Raw genomic sequence first — 17,665 nt, forward strand, 5'->3', positions numbered from 1 at the left:
TTCGCTACGCATCCTTCTGCTGATACCAGGCCGGGTCGATCCCCGCGCGCACCTTGGGCAGCAACCACCCGTTGAACATCTTCTCGCCGATCTTGAACCCGATGTTGAGCAGGAACTCGCTGACGCCCTGGCGGTGGAAGAAGCGACCGCCCGCGGCGTTGAGGAAGCCGATTCGGGCGAGCGAGACACTGCCGGTGCTGACCACGCCGGACAGCGAGGCGATTCCGCCGTCACCCAGCGCCTCCCACCCGAAGACCTTGTGGGTGAGGCCGTCTGCGCCCTTGACGCCGAACACGCTCGCGTTGATGCTGCCGTTGATCAACCCGGCCAGCATGCCGACGCCGGCGCTGTAGCCGAAGTCGTAGGTGCCGCTGCGCCAGCGCACCGCGGTCTCGTTGCCCGCCCACTCGTTGGCCCACGTCTTGTCGTGGTTGCCCGGCCGGCGGTTCCAGTGCTTGCCGCCGTCGATGTTGCCGTAGCCGCTCTTGAGGTCGCCGAGCTTGCGGAAGCCGTCCCACTTGTTCTCGTGCACGAAGGCGCCCACACCGCCCTTGACCACGCCGCCGACCGCCGCGTTCAGCGCCGCCTTCTGCCAGTCGGTCTCGGTCAGGCTCTTGCCCTGCGCCCTGGCGTTGATGTCGGCGACGATGATGTTCGCGGCGAACTCGATGGCGAACTCCTGGGCGAACTCCAGCGCGAGCTTCTTGCCCAGCACCGACCCGCCGCTCTGGTAGGCGGCTTCGGCCAGGTGGATCGAGCCCGTCGTCGGGATGTCCGGGATGCCGGCGAGCGCGCTGCGGAATCGCGTCGCGTCGATGCGGCCCATGTCGCCCTTCCACGGCATGCGTTGACCCTCGCGGACGCGCCGCACCCAGCCGCGCACCTCGGTCACCTGGCCGCGGAAGTCGTACTCGCTGCCGACCACGCGCCACCTGCCCAGCGAGTCGGTGGTGATCACCGCGCCGCCGTCGGTGCGCCGGGCCAGCAGGTTGCCGTCCGCGTCGTAGCGCCGCCACTGGCCGCGCCACGCGTCCCGCTCCAGGAACTGCCCGTCGGGCAGCGCCGATCGGGTGCGCACCGCGCTGCTGTGGTCGAACTCCTTCCAGGTAGCGGTGTTCGGCGACGTGGCGCCGCCCGGCCCGTACTCGCGCACCCGCGCCGGCGCGTCGGTGATGTGCGGCGGGGTCTCGCGGATCACCAGCGTCTCGCCCGTGGTGGGTACGAACCGGTCGCGGAAGAGCAGGTTTTTGCCGTCGAGCGGGGTCGCCTGCCAGCCGCCGGCGCCGTCGGCCGCCTTCGGGTTCCACCACACCCGCTCGTGGGTGCCCGTGCCCGGCTGGGGCATGACCGTGCCCGCCCGGTCGAACTTCTGCCAGGTCCAGGTCCGGGTGCCCGGTGCCTGCCACGCGTCGACGTAGCGACCGTCGTCGAGCATGCGTCGTTCGCGAACCAGGTTGTCGTGCGCGTCGAAGTCCCGGAAGGAGTCGTCGAACGGCAGCTTGGGGTCGTCGGAGCTGCGGAACAACACCCGCTTGCCGGACTCCTGAACCCGGCCGGCGGCATCGAGCCGTTCCCACTGCCAGGTCTTCGCGGTCGACGAACCGCGCGCGACGATCGTGATCTCGTTGCCTGCGGCGAGCGTCCAGGTGTCCCGCCGGCCGGCCACGTAGCCGTGGGCGTCGTACTCGACCCAATTGCTGCGCGGGTTGGGCGCGACCGGGGCCTGGGGGGCCGGCGTCGCCGCGCCGGCGGTCCCGTGTACGGGCGAATCCGGCGTGGTGTAGTGCCGGATGTTGCCGTTCTCGAAGCCCTCGCGAACCATCTCCCAATGGGTGACGACGCCGTCCGCGTTCGAGACCGGCCGGAAGTCCTGCCAACCGTGCCCACCGGGCCCGGGGGTGTCCAGGCGGTAGCCGGTGACGTCGCCCTTGCTCCACGGGATCGTTCCGGCGGGGGCGTCCGCGTGCGGCCGTACCGTGTCGCCGGCCTTGAGGGTCGAACCGTCGGCCAACTTGGTCTGCGAGCGGGCGAAGGTGCCGTCGGCGAGGATGTCGAAGGAACTGCCGTCGTCGCCGACGAAGCGGGTGCCGTTGCCGCGCGTCAGGCTGCCGTCCGTGCCGACGACCGACTTCTCCCAGGTGAACACCTGGTAGCGGGTGTCGGCGGCGAGGAAGGCGTGGTTGCCGGCCGGATCGGTCCGGTTGTCCGTCAGCCACTTGCGGGCCCAACTCGGCGGGCGCTGCTCGGAGACCCGGGTCGTGGTGAACGTCGAACCGTCCGCCTCGACCACGTGCTTCCCGGCCTCCTTGCCCTGCGGCGACAACTCGTCCCAGGACGCCTTGCGGAAACCGTCGGCGCCCAGCGGGTGTTCGAGGTAGTGCCGGGCGTGGTCGGTCCGGTGCAGTTCGCCCCACTGCTTCTGGACCAGTTCGCCCGCGTGGGTGCCGGCCCCCGGGCCGTGTCGGTCGCTCCAGCCGCCGTCCCAGTGCGCAGTACGCGGTCCGCTCGCCAACTCGTTGCCGGCGCCGTCGAAGCGGTGCCAGGTCCAGCCGTCGGTGCCCTTGACGCCGAGAGTGTGCCCGGCCCGGCCGTCGAACTTCTGGATCGTGTCCCGGAATTCGCGCACCGTGACGAAGTGCTGGTCGACGTCGGTGTAGCCGAAGCCGGACGTGTCGAACCTGCGCGAACCCTGGGCCAGGGGTGTGCCGTCGGCGCCCCACTCGATCCACTTGGTGCGGTGGCCGAAGGTGCCGAAGCCGCTGAGGTCGGTACGCCGGAACGCGTCGAGCGTGGTTCCGCCCGGCAACATCCGGCGCTCGAAGATCGCCACCTGGTCGGGCGAACTCGACTTCAGCCGCAGCCCGCCGTTGGCCGCGCCGCTCGTATCCACCGTGCCGCGCTGGAACTCGTTGCGGGTGAACGGGTCGCCGGGGGAGTCGGGGTGGAACTCCTGGCGCCAGGTCGGGGTCGGGGTGCTGTGGTCGACGACGTACTGATGCCTGGTCATCCGACCGTCGTCCAGCACGTTGAAGGCCTCGCGGGTGACCGTGCCGTTCGTGCCGAACTCGTGGAACTCGCCGTGGCGCGGGGAGTTCGGGTGCACGACGTCGATCCGGTAGCCGGTGTGCGTGCCGTCGGCGGCGGTGAGGCGGGTGAGCCGCTGCTCCGCCGGGAGCGGGTTGCCGTGCAGGTCGGTCAGGGTGTCGCCGACCGCGAACGGGCCCTGGCCCGCTCGACCCAGTTTGGTGCCGTGCTCGAAGGTGTTGGTGACGGTGTCGTGGCGGAACGAGTGGCCGGTGGCCGGGTCGGTGACGCGGTAGCCGTTGTCGACGACGGTGACGGCGCGGTCGGTGACGCGGACGCCGTTCGCGTCGGTGAGCACCCGGCCGGCGCCCTCGCCGACCACGAAGCGGGCCTCGCCGGGGCCGCCGACGGCGATGCCGCGTTCGATCAACGCGCCGTCGGCGCCGTGCAGGGTGGACACGCTCGTGCGGGTGTCGACGATCCGGAAGCCCTGGTCGGTGACCGTGGCGGTGTGGTGCGGCATCGGGGTGCCGAGCATGTCGGTGACGTGGCGGTTCGTGCCCTCGCCCACCACGAAGCGGGGTTCGGCGCCGCCGCCGAGGGCGATGCCGTGTTCGCCGACCCAGCCGTTGGCGGTGTAACGGGTGCTGTGGCCGCCGGCCGTCTCGGTGACCCGGTAGCCGCCGCCGATCGGGGTGACGTCGACGCCGGCGACGGGGGTGCCGCGTACGTCGGTGAGCACGGGGCCGGCGCCGCGGTCGACGATGAAGTGCGGCTCGCCGAGTTCGGTCAGGCCGAGTTCCCGCTCGATCGCGGTGCCGGTGCCGTCGTAGCGCACGGAGCGGCCGGTGGCCGGGTCGGTGACGTGGTAGCCGTTGTCGAACTCGGTCAGCCTGCGGTCGGTGATCGGCTTGCCGTGTACGTCGGTGAGGACCGAGGGTCGACCCTCGCGGAACAGTACGAAGTGCGGATCGCCCGAGAATCCGGTGAGCACGAGGCCGTGTTCGGCCACGCTGCCGTCGCCTCGATAGCGGGTGCTCTGTCCGCTCAGCGGTTCGGTGACGCGGTAGCCGCCGCCGTTCACCGGGGTGACGTCGACGCCGGTGATCGGGTTGCCGTGGAGGTCGGTGAGTACGGGGCCGTGTTCGCCGGGGACGACGAAGTGCGCGTCGCCGGGGGCGCCTTGGAGGGCGACGCCGTTGTCGGCGATGGTGCCGTTGCCGTGGTAGCGGGTGGTCTGTCCGCTCAGCGGTTCGGTGACGCGGTAGCCGCCGCCGTTCACCGGGGTGACGTCGACGCCGGTGATCGGGTTGCCGTGCAGGTCGGTGAGTACCGGGCCGTGTTCGCCGGGGACGACGAAGTGCGCGTCGCCGCCGCCCTGGAGGGCGATGCCTTCGTCGGCCGCGGTGCCGTTGCCGTGGTAGCGGGTGCTCTGTCCGCTGGTCGGTTCGGTGATGCGGTAGCCGCCGCCGTCGGTCGCGGTGACGTGCACGTCGTCGATGCGGGTGCCGTGGATGTCGGTGAGTACGGGGCCGTGTTCGCCGGGGACGACGAAGTGCGCCTCGTCGAGACCGCCGAGCGCGATGCCGTGTTCGACGACGCGGCCGTTCGTGCCGTATCGGACCGAGCCGCCGGTGGCGGGATCGGTCACTCGGTAGCCGTTGTCGAACGGGGTGAAGACGCGGTCGGTGATCGGCTTGCCGTGCGCGTTGGTCAGCATCGGAGGCCGGGCGTCGTTGCCGTGCACCACGAAGCGCGGCGCGCCGGTCCCGCCCAGCGCGATGCCCTGCTCGGCGACGGCCCCGTTGGTGCGGTAGCGGACGGTCTGCCCGCCGGCGGTGTCGGTGACCCGGTAGCCGCCGCGCACCACGGTGACGTCGAAGCCGAGGACCGGGTCCCCGTGCGCGTTGGTGAGGAACGGCCGGCCTTCGCCGTCGTCCACGATGAACCGGGGCTCGCCCGGCGAGTGCAGCGCCAAGCCCTCGTCGACGAGGCGACCGTCGTCGCCGTACCGGACGGAGTGGCCGCTCGCGGGGTCGGTGACGCGGTAGCCGTCGCGCACCGGTGTGCGTACGGTCGCGCCGTCGAGGTCGGTCGCACCGGCGCCGACGTGCGAGGTGATGGTCGTGTTCGGCGGCGGCACCGCTCCGGCGGCCGGCGGCGTCGGCAGCGTGGTGCCGACGCCGAGGTCGTGGTGGGTGCCGCCGACCGGTCGCGGACGCTCCAGCAGGCTCTGCGCCTGGATCTGGGCCATGCCCTGGTCGATCCGGGCCGGGTTCACGCCCAGTGCGTCCAGCCGGGCGGTCGCGGTCTCCACCTTCGCCGAGGCGGTCTGCACCGCGATCCCGGCGTCGCGCTCGTACACCGACGACGTGGACGACCCGCCGGGGCGGACCTCCAGGTCGTGCAACACCTGCTGGGCCCGGCCCAGTTCGTTGCGCGCCGAGGTGAGGTCGCGCCAGGCCTCGATCCGCTCGGCCCGCAGCGGGTCGTCGGCCTTGCCGAACAGTGCGCCGATCCGGTCCGCGTCGCGCTGCCACAGCTGTTCCAACTGGGCGCCCGTGAGCCGGTTGGGCGGGCCGGCCAAGTGGCCGCCGGGCGGCGGGGTCGGCGCGACGGCGACCTGGTTCGCGGTCGGCGTGCCGGGCCGCAACTCGCCGCCGCCGCCCGGGCCGTGCGGCTGCGGCGCGGTCGGCAGCGCGCCGGCATGGGCGGGCCCGTCCGGGCGCGGCATCGTCTTCGGGCCGTGGTCGAGCAGGTCGAGCGCGTTCCCGGCGTGGTCCGGGACCAGCGCCGTCGGCGGCGGGCCGCCCGCGAGCGCCGTCGGGCTCGGCGCGGACGGGTTCACCGTCGAGCCGAACCCGGTCGACTGGAGCTCCACGTGTGGGGCGGGGACGCCGTGGCCGGGCAGGCCCGGGCCGGACAGGCCGTGGCCGGCCAGGTTCGGCGCCGGCAGGCTCGGCGCCGGCAGGCCGTGGTTCAGCCCGGCCGCGGGCAGGCTCGGCGCGGTCACCTGGCCGGCAGGGGCGGGCAGGTGGGCGATACCGGCACCGGCGCCCGGGGTGTTGCCGGTGACCAGGGACGGCACGCTCGGCCGGTGGCCGGCCCCGGTCTGGACCAGGTCGAGCGCGGACAACGAGGACAGCGACGGGGCGTGCGTGACACCCGGGAGCGTGGACGGGCTGGGCAGCGCGTGTACCGCGCCGGCCGCGCCCGTGGTCGGGAGCTGTCCGATCGAGTGGAGCGCGTTGAGCTCCATCCGGCCGCTGTTCGCCGGCGTCGGCAGTTTTGCCCAGTCGCCGATCTGCACCATCTTCATGTCGCGCGCGCCGATGTCCAGGAGCGCGTCCATGCGGCGCACCGCGTCCGGCGCGAACTGCATCACCTCGCCGAGGGTGGTGGGGATGTGCAGCCCCGCAGGGGAGGTGACGGTCAGGTTCGTCGTCGGCAGGTCCAGGGCCTTCATCCGCAGCTCGTTCGCGCCGAACCCGGACCAGTCGCCGGCCCGGATCCGGGCCAGGTCGTGCACCGGCATCTCGGGCAGCGCGCCCAGGTGCGGCATCGTCGGGATCTGGCTCAGCCCGCGCCCGCCCGCGCCGAGCAGCGGCGAGGCGTAGCGGAACTTGCCGAGCACGCCGCGCTCGTAGAAGCCGATCTGCAACGCGCGCTTGAGCCCGAACCGGCTGATCTCGGCCGCGTCCACCGGCAGGATCAGCCGCAGCCACTTGGTGCCGCCGAGTTCGGACCTGAGGAACTTCCAGGTGCTGCCCGCGGCGCCCTTGACCATGCTCGGGATGGCGCGGAAGAGGGCCGGCATCGCCTTGAAGCCCTTGACCACCAAAAGGCCGCCCTTGAGCAGCGTGCCGCCGACCCAGGACGGCATCTTCAACGCCGCCGCGCCCACCCACAACGCGCCCGTCTTGATCCAGCCGCCCGCGAGCCGGGCGAAGTCCTTCAGGCCCGGGATGAACGCGAACGAGCGGAACGCGCCCGCGTTGAACGCGCCCTTGAGCGCGCCCCACGCGCCCTGCGCGAAGGGCTTGATGCCCTTGGTCCAGAGGAACTTCGCGCCGTCCTTGAACAGCTTGAACAGGTTCAGGCCCTTGGTGGTCGGCGCGATCATGCCCAGACCCGCCAGGAACAGGTCGAGCAACCCGGCCTTGCCGTTGGCGACGTCCACCGCGGTCTTGACGAACAGGACCAGGTTGATCCCGATCGCCAGCAGCGCGAGCGGACCGCCCAGGAGCAGCGCGGGCAGGATCAGGATGATCGCCAGCCAGTTGAACGCCTCCCAGAACAGGTCGCAGTTCGACACCGGCTGCTTGATCCCGGTCGCCGCGCTGTTGAGCGCCTTCGCGGCGGTCTCGGCCTGGGTGCGCTGGGCGGTGCCCGCGTTGCGCGCGGTCGTGCCGTACGTGGCGCGCTGCGGATCCTCCAGGGGCAGGTCCCGACCGTTCGCCAACGCGGTGTCGGCGACCCGCTGCTGGGTCTCCATCACGTCGACGTAGGTGTGCAGCGCCTTGGCCGAGTGCTCGAACGCGTCCGCGATGCTGGTCACGAACTCCCGGAGCGGACCGCTGATCTTCTCCCGCAGCGCGTCGGCGGTCTGCCCGACGAACGCGCCGTTGCCCGTCTTGTCCAGGACCGAGTTCAACGCGTCGTCGATCTCGCGGGCGACCTTGCCCAGACTCTCCATCGAGGTGATCAACGTGCGCAGCCGAACGGGGTCGCCCGGGGTGGGATCGGTGCTCAGGCCGATCGCGTTCCAGTCGGTGGGGCGATTGCCCATGACCCGTCGTCTCCTCGCCGTGCTCGCCGGACCTCGCCGTGACCACGCCGGGGCCCACCGGACGGTTCATCGGATGACGCGTCGGGATCACGATGAACCGGACGGTGGGCCCCGGCGTGGTCACGGCGACGGATCCGGCCGAGGGATCCGCGATGCCCGACGGGAGCGGACGTGGTCGACTTCGCGCTGGACTACAGCACGCTGGCCGAGGCCAAGAAGGACATGTACGACCTGGCCGACCGCATCTCGCCCACGCTCAAGTCGAGCGACTTCGCGACCCTGGGCAAGGGCGGTTACACCGACGCCCAGGCGGTGTTCGGCGACCCCACGCTGACCGCCGCCTTCCGCAGCCTGTACCGGCTGTCCGCGGGCCCGATGACCCGCGCCGAGGACCTGCTGAAGAAGCTCGGCGACTGCTTCGGCAAGGTCGGCGACGCCTACTTCAACGCCGACGCGCAGATCACCGAGGGCCTGGGCGTGATGGGCGCCACGATGGGCCTGGCGGAGTGGCGCAACAAGGTCGCCGCCTGGAAGTACAAGCAGGACCACCTGGACGAGTGCGCCAAGCCCGGACCCGACGGCACACTCCCGGAGTTCTGCAAGGCCACCGACCCCGGCGACAAACCGCCGCTGGACAAGGTGATCACCACGCCCAACGGCGGCCGGATCGAGACCCACCTGACCCTGGACGCGGACGGCAACGTGATCAAGGAGGAGACCAAGGTCGTCAGCAACGGCCAGACGTACACCTCGGTCACCACCTACGACTCGAGTCGGCTGAACTACACCACCGTGTCCACCGCGCCGGACGGCGGCGTGACCACCACCGAGACGCACCTGAACGCCAACGGGGGCGGCACGCAGAAGGTGGTCGACTCCGAAGGAAAGACGCATACCTACGCGCGCGCCGACGGCAAGCACGAATGGGTGGACACCACCCCCAAGCCGCCGGAGAAGCCCGTCCCGCCGGGCGGTGGCGGTGGCGGTGGCGGGCGCATCCCGCGCCGCGACTGAGCCGCCGCCGTATACCCCATCGCCCGGCAGTCCCCCGTAGCTCCCCGTAGTCCCCGTTCGTCGTACCCCCACGACGAGCCGATCTTCCCTGGAGGAACCATGCCCGATATCGCACTCGACTTCGGCCGCATCGACGAGGTCGCCGGCAAGCTGACCAAGGCGAAGGAGACCATCACGCCGATGATCAACACGCTGCTGTCCGACGTGAACGGGCTGCTGGACAACGGCATGGTCTTCAAGGAGTCGAGCCCGGCCATGCGCGAGGCCTACTCGAAGTTCAACACCAGCCTGACCGCCGCCGTCGACGGCATCCTGATCTTCTCCGAGATGTTCGCCAAGATCCGCACCCAGATGCACGAGATGGACGTGGAGATGGCGAAGAACCTGAAGAAGAGCTGAGCCGTCGCCACACCGATTCGGGCCGCTTCCCCCTGGTGGGAAGCGGCCCGAACTCGTATGCCCTGCACGCAGGTTCGCCCGACTACTCGGCCGAACGCAACACCGTCAGCGGCACCTGTACCGCCATCGGCGCGCCGTTGGGTCCGGCGGTCCACGCCCGCCCGGGGACGGGCGGCGCCGAGCGCACCACGTTCGTCGGCAGTCGTACGCCGATCATGTCGCCCTCCTGCATGTTCTTGGGCGCGAGCAGGACGCCGCTGCGGCTGCCGCGTCGGGCCGCGGTGAGCCAACTGCCCATCGCCACCTGGAGGGCGTCGTAGGACCCCGCGTACAGCAGCCCCTGCCCCCGGTCGCGGCCCGCGACCGCCAGGTCGCGCAGGACCCGGTCGGCGGCGGGCATCCCGAGCAGTTCGGCGTCGTCCACGACCACCACGCGCGGACCGGACAACTCCGCCAGGGCCCGCTCGACCGCCTCGGCGGCGGGATCCTCCTCGGTCAGCAGCCGCACCTGGGGATGCTGCGCCAGCCCGCGCAGCGGCGACTCGCGCGGGGTGAGCACCACCAGCGACGTGCCGCCCGCGAGCAACGACACCGACAACGACGCGAGCGCGGTGCTGCGCCCGGTCCCGGCGGGCCCGATCACGCAGAACACCGACCTGGCCGCGAAGTCCGCCCCGATCGGCTCCGCACTGTCGCCGCCGATGCCGAGCAGCCCCCACATCGGGCGGCGTACCTCGGCCGGCACCCGCTCGTACGCGGCGGCGAACTCGACCACGCGCGGCAGCGTCGGGATCGGCACCGGCATCCGCCCGCGCGGCACCGAGGCATCGCGCCGCGCCGCCGCCGCACCGATCCGGCGCAGCGCCTCGGCCTGCTCCTGTCCGCTCGGATCGGGCGCGAGCAGCGCGACCTGACTCTCCGTCTGGGACAACACGTGCCAGCCGCGACCGGGCGAGATCACCGCCGGCACCTTGCGGATCGGCATGCCGGCCATCTGGTAGTCGCTGCGATCCGCCTGGCGCAGCAACAGCTTGTGGTCGTTGTGCGCGGACAACCGCCCGCTCAGCAGCGCCCGTTCGGACGTCGCCACGATGTGGATCCCGGCCGCCGCGCCCTCGCGCAGCAGGCGCATCGTGTCGTCCACGAGCCGGCCGCCGTCGTGGTCGTCGAGCAGCGCGACCAGGGAGTCCCAGCCGTCGAGCAGGATCACGATGTGCGCGGGCCGCTCGGCCGCCGGCAGGATCCGGCGCAACTCCACCAAGCCGGCGGCGTTGTGCGTGCTGCACCGTTCCTGACGCTCGGTCAACTCGCGGACCAGGTAGCCCAACAGCCGCCCCATCCGCTCCATGTCGTGCCGCGAGACCACCGCGCCGCAGTGCGGCAGGGTCTCCAACGCGGCCAGTCCGCCGCCGCCCGCGTCGATCCCGTACAGGTGCACGTCGGCGCAACTCGCCGTGGCCGCCGCGGAACCCGCGAGGGTGCGCAACACCTGGGTACGGCCCGAGCGCGGCGAGCCGATCACGTACAGGTGGCCGAACGTGGCCAGGTCCATCGTGGTCACCCGCTGCTCCTGGAGTTGCGGAACGTCCTCCAGGGCGTAGGGGATCGGCGGCGGGCAGGGGTCGGACGCGTCGACGTCGGCCCGCTCCACCGGCGGCAGGTCGTCCACCAGCACCCGCTCCGCCAGGGGCGGCAACCACGGGCTGGGCAGCGGGCGGTAGTCGGGCAGCGTCTCGGCGGCCTCGCGCAGCGCCAGGACCAGGGCGTTGAGGTCGGTCGGGTGGGGCGTGTCCGCGGTGTCCGGGCCCTCGTCGACCGTCGGCAGCGACGCGGGCCGGCCCAGGCCGGCCAGGGTCAGTTCGGTGGCGCGCACCGCGCGGGTCGGACCGGTCTTCTCGGCGCCGCCGGGGACGGGCCGCTCGGCGCCCACCCACGCGGCCTGGAACGGCACGGCGGCGTTCGGCCCGGTGCGGATCAGCGCCCGGCCGGGCGTGCCGGCCGAGATGTGCACGGCCTCCATGGTGTCGATGATGTCCTGGCTCTCGCCCGCGTCGGTCACCCGCAGGGCGATCCGCAGGTTGGTGTTGGCGCGGATGTCGCCGGTGACCACGCCGGCCGGACGCTGGGTGGCCAGCACGAGGTGGATCCCGAGCGAACGGCCGCGCTGGGCGATGTTGATCAACCCCGTGACGAAGTCGGGCACCTCGCGCACGAGGGTGGCGAACTCGTCGATCACCAGGATCAGTCGGGGCAGCGGCGCAAGCGTGGGGTCGCCGGCGCGCTTGCCCCGGTACTCCGGGTGGTCCTTGGCGCCGACGTCGGCCAACAGCTGTTCGCGGCGCCGCAGTTCCGCGGCCAGCGACTCCAGCGCCCGGGTGGCCAGGTGTTCGTCCAGGTCGGTGACCATGCCGAGGGTGTGCGGGAGTTCGGCGCACTCGCTGAACGCGCTGCCGCCCTTGTAGTCGACGAGTACGAAGGTCAGTTCGTCCGGGCGGTTGGCCACCGCGAGCGCGGAGACGAAGCTCTGCAACAACTCGGACTTGCCGGACCCGGTGGTGCCCGCGATCAGGCCGTGCGGACCGTCGCGCACCAGGTCGATGCGCAGCGGACCGTCGTAGCCGGCGCCCAGGGTGAAGGTGGTCGAGGCCGGGCGGCGAGCCCAACGGGCCAGGAAGTCGGCCGCCTTCGGCGGTTCGGCGTCGACCAGGTCGAGCAGCTTGACGGTCTGCGGCAGGCCGCTGTCGTGTTCGGGGCTGACGTCGCGCAACGGGGCAAGCGCGCGGGCCAGTTGTTCGCACCACGCGGCGTCCACGTGGTCGGCGCGCACGTCCGTCACGTCGGGCAGTCCGGTCTGGCGCACGGTGAGGTGTCGGCCGGCGGCCAGCACGACGGCGGTGCACTCCTCCGGCAGCAGCCGCTCGCGTTCGTCCAGGCAGACGCTGAACACCCGGGCCGCCGGGCCCTCGGTGAGCACCTGGACCATGCCGGGCACCTCCCGCAACTGCCGGGCGCCGTCGGCGATCACCAGGATGTCGGGGCCGCTGAACATGGCCTGGCCCATCGACGAGCCCATGCTGCGCTGTCGGCTCTGGATCTGCGCGACCAGTTCGGAGATGCGGTTGGCGGTGGACTCCGGGTCGGTGCCGAGCAGGGCGACCGGCGCGGCGGAGCGGGACTGCGGCCGCAGATGCGGCAACCACCGCACCCAGGCCCAGTCGCCGGCCCGCTCGGGAACGGTCAGCACCACCACGCGCAGATCGCGCGGGCTGTGCAGGACGGCGGACTGGATCACCAGCCAGCGGGCCAGCGCCTGGATCGGCTCGGTCGGGCCGGCCACGCCGAGCACCCCGTGGTCGGGGATCTCCACGCCGATGGGCGTATCGGGCAACGTCCAGCTCGCGGTGCGGTGGTGCTCGTCCCGGGCCGGGTCCTCGACCTCCTTGACCGACGGTTGGTCGACCGTACCGATTCGCAGCACCAGGTGGTCGGCGTCGCGGCGGCGCCGCTCCCACAGCCGACTGCCCGGTCCGGTCGCGATCAGCGCGACGGCGGCCGGGTCGGGGCCGACCTCGGCGCGGACGATGCGCTCGCGGCGCACGGCGGTACGGATGTCGTCGTGCAACACACGCAACCGGCGCCGGTACTGCACCCCGTCGAGCTGATGCTTGACCCGATTGCTGCGGCGGCCCGACACCCAGTTCGCGATCGCCATGAACGGGCTCATGATGCAGAAGATCAGATAGAAGTACGAGTGAAAGAACCCGACCATGGCCAGGCCCATCACCAGCGGCGCGATCATCACGAGCAGCGGGAACGGCACCCGGTTCGGCTCCAGCGGCGGCGAGGGCAGCCGGATCTTCTCCGCGTCCAGGTGCGGGGCGATCCGGGGCGGCCGGTTGTAGTCCAGGCCGATGCCGTCGTCGGAGGGCGTCACGTCGGCGTCCGCCTCGACCGGTCCGCACAGGCGCAGCAGCGACGGGCCGACGACCAGATCGGACGCGTGCGGCCAGGGGGTCCCGGGTGGCGCCTGGGGGCGGATCACCGGCTCCTTCGGCGGGGCGATCCGAGCGCTCTCCCGCTCGACCCTGCGGTCGGCCTCGCGCTCGTCCTCCAGGATGCGTTCCTCGTGCTTGCGGGGCAGCGCCGCGGCGGCGGTGATCGCGTCGGTGGGCGGCGGCGCCACCTCGCGGCCGTGCACCGCGCCGTCGTCGGGCCCGGTGCGATGCCAGTACGCCGAGCCGTCCGGGCACACCGTCACCCACAGGCCCCGGGTCGGTACGCCGGACACCGGCAGCCGGATCGCGCACCCCTCGTCGGCGCCGATCTCGTGACTGCCCGGGCCCAGCGGCCAGACCCGGCCGGTGTACGGGCCGGACACCGCGTGCACCTGGACCAGGGTCTGCGGATCGAAGGGATGCCGGGGGGCATGCACGCGGTCGGGTTCGGCGGGCGGGGCGCCCAGGCCCAGGACGGTGGCCTCGCGGATCCCGGAGACGGTCAGCGGGGCCTGCGGGTCGAGCACGGTGTCGCCGAGGTAGAGCGACTGTCCGGCCGCCGGCGCCTCGCCGTCCAGGAACGCGCCCAGGTCGGCGGCGCCGGACCCGGGGGCGGTATCGGCGGGTGCGGCCGGGCGGTGCACGGCGGTTGCGAGGTCCGCCACGATGCTCCCGGGCGGGAGGTCCAGGAGATGGTCGCGGCGCAGGCCGTCCGCGGCGTCCACGGTGGTGACGGTGAGTCTCACGTTGGTCGTGCTCCTGGGGGGTGGGGGACGGGTCGGGTCCGGCCGACCGGGGGTGTCGGCGAGGAGAGGGCGGTGTGGGCCGGGATGCCGGCCCACGGCCGGGCGGGCCGCGTCGGGGTGTCGGCGCACGCCGGACGGGTGGCCGCCGGCGTGTCCCGGCTCCCGCGTGGTGAGGCTCGGCGGGAGGCCGCGGACACGCCCCTGGGCCGCCCGTCCGGCGTGCGGGGACGCGGGTCACGCGTCGATGGAGACGCCGCTCGGCTTGTCGGTGTCGGCGGGCTCGGTGAGGTCGTCGTGTGTGGGGGGCGGGGCCTGCGCCGGGACCTGCGCCCGCGTCGTGGGGGGCGGCGCGGCCGGAGTCGGGTCGGAGTCGAGGTCCGGGTCGATCCCGACCGGGGCCGGGTGTACCGCGTCCTCCGTGGACCAGGGCGGCAGGCGCCACACCGTCGCGGCCACCGCGCGCGGCAGTGGGCGCGCGTCCACCCGCAGCGGCGTGCCGTGCACGAGCAGCGCGCCGTTCGGCGCGATCGCCAACAACCGGGCGTGGCCCCGGGGCCGGCCCGTGGTCAGCACCGACACGGGCGAGGCGGCGGGCAGTTCGGGGGTCTCGGCGCAGGCCACCACCTGCGGGTAGCGGCGGGTCGCGGCGACCGTCGTGGCGTGCGCGAACGCGTCCGCGGTGGTCGGGCCCGCGTAGCGCGGATGCACCCCGGCGGCGACGGTGACCGCGCCGGCCGGCAACCTGGCGTCGAGTTGGGCGGCCAGCGACTGTACGGTCGCCCGCGCGCCGCGCCGCTCGCCGGAGACCGCCAGCACGCGCGGTCCGGTCAGCAGGTCCAGGAAGACCACCGCCTCGTGCCGGGTGCCGATCGCGACCAGCAGCGGCGCGGGCCCGGATCCGGGCTCCAGGTCGGCGCGGGCGATCCACCACAGGCGGGGGTCGAGTTCGTCCACCGCCCACGGCTCGGCGGGCACGGGCAGGTCCGCACCGCAGCCGACCCACACCCCCACCACGTCGCGCTCGACCACGACGGCGTACGGGCGGGCGCTCGCGCTCACCTCGGCCGCCAGCATCGCCGCGTGCTCCGCGTCCGTCCAGGTGCCGGGCGCGCGCAGCGTGCGGACCAGGAGCCGGCGGCGCCGGCGGAACCGCACGAGCGCGGCGATCGGCTCGGCGAACGCGGCCACGGTGAGCGCGATCTCGCGGCGCAGCCGACGCCGGACGAAGCGCCAGCCGCCGCGCCGCATGGCGGCCCAGTGGGCCAGGGCGAACACGAGGACCAGGATCCCCGTCCAGCCGAGCAGGGTCATCACATCGTGTCCGGCGACCCGCATGGCGAGGTCCTCGGAGCCGGTCATCCGCTCTCCTCGATCGCGGCCGGCTCGCGCCGGATCGCCGCGATCCCGTGGTAGGTACGGGACTTGACCGTCCCGTGCGGTATCCCCAGGGCGCGCGCGACGTCGGCGCCGCTGCGGTCGAGCAGGTGTACGTGCGCGACCGCCTCCCGGTGCGGCGGCGCCAGTTGGCGCAACGCCCCCACCAGCACACAACGATCGACCACCGAGACCGCCGGATCGGGCACCGTGGGCAGCCCGGTGAACTCGCTCGGATCGATGCCCACCGGCAGTGAACGATTGCGCCGCCGGGCGTCCACGGCCAGATTCCGGGCCACCCGGAAGAGCCACATGCGGATCGGGCGACCGTCCCAGTCCAGGCGGTCCGCGGCCTCCCAGGCCCGTAACAGCGTTTCCTGGACGACGTCTTCGACCGTGTGCAGATCCGCCCCCAGGATCCCGCTCACGTATCTGCGCAACGGCGTGCTCTCCGCCATCAGCAGGTCGATCCGCCGCTCGCGCTCGTAGGTCTCCCGGCCAGGCGACACGAAACTGGGCTCCTCGGAGGCTCGGCCGGCGTCCGTTCCGCCGGTCAAGATCACGATATGGAGCGGGAATTCCCCCCGGCGGACCGGGAAATGAACAGCGGGCGATCTTCTGGCAGCCCCTCGGTGTCCCGGGTCGGTGCTATCCGAATTCCGGACGGTTCGGGGGCATTTGCGCGGCGTCGTAGCGCTCGCGGGCCCGGTCGACTTCGGGGATGTGCTCCTCCGCCCAGGTCTTGACCGCCTGCATGAGCGGCAGCAGGCTCGCGCCGAGCGGGGTCAGCGCGTAGTCGACGCGGACCGGCACGGACGGGGTGACGGTGCGCTCGACCAGTCCGTCGCGCTCCAGGTTGCGCAGGGTCTGGGTGAGCATCTTCTGGCTGACCCCGGCCACCCGCCGGGACAGGTCGCTGTAGCGCCGCGGGCCGTCGGCGAGCGCGTTGACGAGCAGGCTCACCCACTTGTCGCTGATCCCGTCCAGGAGCCGGCGGGCCGGGCAACTCGCCATGTACGCGTCGAACTCCGTACGGGCCTCGGCGCGGCGTTCGGCGGCGGTGCGGGTGGCCATGGCTCTCCTTCGGGTGGGATACGCACTTCGGGGTGTGTACTTCCTTCCGGAGAGTAGCTCTTCGTAGGTTGGCGGTCGAGGGGGCCGGGAGTTCGGCCCGTGGTCGCGGAGAGTGTGGGAGTGGTGGGTCATGCGTGCGGTGGTCGCCCGGGCCGGTGCGTCGGTGGTCGAGGTCGTGGACGGGCCGGTATGCGAGCCGGGGCCCGGTCGGGTGCGGATCCGGGTCGCGGCGGCGACGGTGAATCCGGTGGACGTGATGGTGGTGGACGGCGCGCCGGTGCGGTTCGGCCTGGTGCGCGAGCGTGCGGTGTTCGGGCTCGGGTGGGACGTCGCGGGCGAGGTGGACGCGGTCGGGGCGGGCGTGTCCGGGTTCGCGGTCGGCGACGCGGTGCTCGGGTTGCGCGACCGGTTGGACGTACGGACCGGCGCGCTGGCCGAGTTCGTGGTGCTGGACGCCGACGCGGTGGCGCCGCGGCCGGTCGACCTGGACCCGGTGGCGGCGGCGACGATCCCGCTGAACGGCTCGACCGCGCGGCAGGGGCTCGACCTGCTCGGCTCGGCGGCGGGGGACACCCTGCTGGTGACCGGGGCGGCGGGTGGGGTCGGCGCGTTCGCGGTCGAACTGGCGGCGGCGCGCGGGGTACGGGTGGTCGCGGTCGCGGGGGCCGCCGACGAGGCGTCGGTGCGCGACCTCGGCGCGAGGTGGTTCGTCCCGCGCGGCGCCGATCTGGCGGACCGGATTCGGGCGCTGCTGCCCGGTGGGGTGGACGCCGCGCTCGACGCGGCGATGCTCGGCCCGGACGCGCTGGACGCGGTGCGCGGCGGCGGGGCGTTCGTGGCGGTCAACGCGGGCGCGGCGCCGCCCGGGCTGCGCGGGATCCGGGTGCACCAGGTGTGGGTCCGCGCGGACGCCGCACAGTTGGCCGAACTCGCGACGGCGGCCGGAAAGGGCGAGTTGACGCTGCGCGTGGCCCGAACCTTCCCCTTCGCGGAGGCCGCCCGCGCCTTCGCCACGGTGGCGGAGGGCGGCCTCCGAGGACGGGTGGTCCTGGTGCCGTAGGCCCGGACGACGCGGCTTCGGCGCCGGCCGCGGGGTTGGGCACGGAACGGGGCGTGGTTCGGGTGGGGCGCCTGCGTGTCGGGCTCGGTTACCGGGTTGGCACGGCACCGGGCGAGGTGCGGGCGAGGTGTCTGCGCGTCGGGCCCGGGCTTGGGCTTGGGTGCGGCGCCGGGTGCGGGTCGGGCGAGGT

At 73.1% G+C, this 17,665-nt stretch carries 8 protein-coding genes; 3 read left to right on the forward strand and 5 right to left on the reverse strand.

The features are described 5' to 3' along the window. Positions 1 to 4: 4 nt before the first annotated feature. Positions 5 to 7,813, reverse strand: a complete 7,809-nt coding sequence (locus tag B4N89_RS25865) for a hypothetical protein (RefSeq protein WP_078978199.1) — start codon at positions 7,811 to 7,813, stop codon at positions 5 to 7. Between the two features lie 171 nt (positions 7,814 to 7,984). Between B4N89_RS25865 and B4N89_RS25870 the strand changes: the two genes are divergently transcribed. Together B4N89_RS25870 and B4N89_RS25875 are read left to right on the forward strand one after the other, a co-directional pair. Then, a complete protein-coding gene (locus B4N89_RS25870; RefSeq protein WP_078978200.1) occupies positions 7,985 to 8,827 on the forward strand; it encodes a hypothetical protein in 843 nt (280 codons plus the stop codon). 99 nt (positions 8,828 to 8,926) lie between these two features. Further along, positions 8,927 to 9,226 carry a hypothetical protein gene (locus B4N89_RS25875; RefSeq protein WP_078978201.1) on the forward strand — a complete coding sequence of 100 codons (300 nt, stop codon included), beginning with the start codon at positions 8,927 to 8,929 and terminating at the stop codon, positions 9,224 to 9,226. 82 nt (positions 9,227 to 9,308) lie between these two features. On the opposite strand, the gene B4N89_RS25880 is transcribed toward B4N89_RS25875, so the two are convergent. The 4 genes from B4N89_RS25880 to B4N89_RS25895 all read right to left on the reverse strand — a co-directional run bounded on the left by B4N89_RS25880 (position 9,309) and on the right by B4N89_RS25895 (position 16,415). Continuing rightward, entirely contained in the window at positions 9,309 to 13,967 is a 4,659-nt protein-coding gene (locus tag B4N89_RS25880; protein WP_078978202.1) for an FtsK/SpoIIIE domain-containing protein, read from the reverse strand. Between the two features lie 234 nt (positions 13,968 to 14,201). Next, entirely contained in the window at positions 14,202 to 15,326 is a 1,125-nt protein-coding gene (locus B4N89_RS25885; RefSeq protein WP_078978203.1) for a hypothetical protein, read from the reverse strand. Then, positions 15,323 to 15,850 carry a sigma-70 family RNA polymerase sigma factor gene (locus B4N89_RS25890; RefSeq protein ID WP_078979632.1) on the reverse strand — a complete coding sequence of 176 codons (528 nt, stop codon included), beginning with the start codon at positions 15,848 to 15,850 and terminating at the stop codon, positions 15,323 to 15,325. Before B4N89_RS25890 ends, B4N89_RS25885 begins: the two co-directional genes overlap by 4 nt. Before the next feature lie 139 nt (positions 15,851 to 15,989). Further along, entirely contained in the window at positions 15,990 to 16,415 is a 426-nt protein-coding gene (locus B4N89_RS25895) for a winged helix-turn-helix transcriptional regulator (protein ID WP_078978204.1), read from the reverse strand. Positions 16,416 to 16,545: 130 nt separating this feature from the next. Here B4N89_RS25895 and B4N89_RS25900 point away from each other — a divergent pair, with 130 nt between their 5' ends. Continuing rightward, positions 16,546 to 17,475, forward strand: a complete 930-nt coding sequence (locus B4N89_RS25900; protein ID WP_078978205.1) for an NADP-dependent oxidoreductase — start codon at positions 16,546 to 16,548, stop codon at positions 17,473 to 17,475. Positions 17,476 to 17,665: the final 190 nt, after the last annotated feature.

Source organism: Embleya scabrispora (assembly GCF_002024165.1).
GTDB classification, from domain to species: domain Bacteria; phylum Actinomycetota; class Actinomycetes; order Streptomycetales; family Streptomycetaceae; genus Embleya; species Embleya scabrispora_A.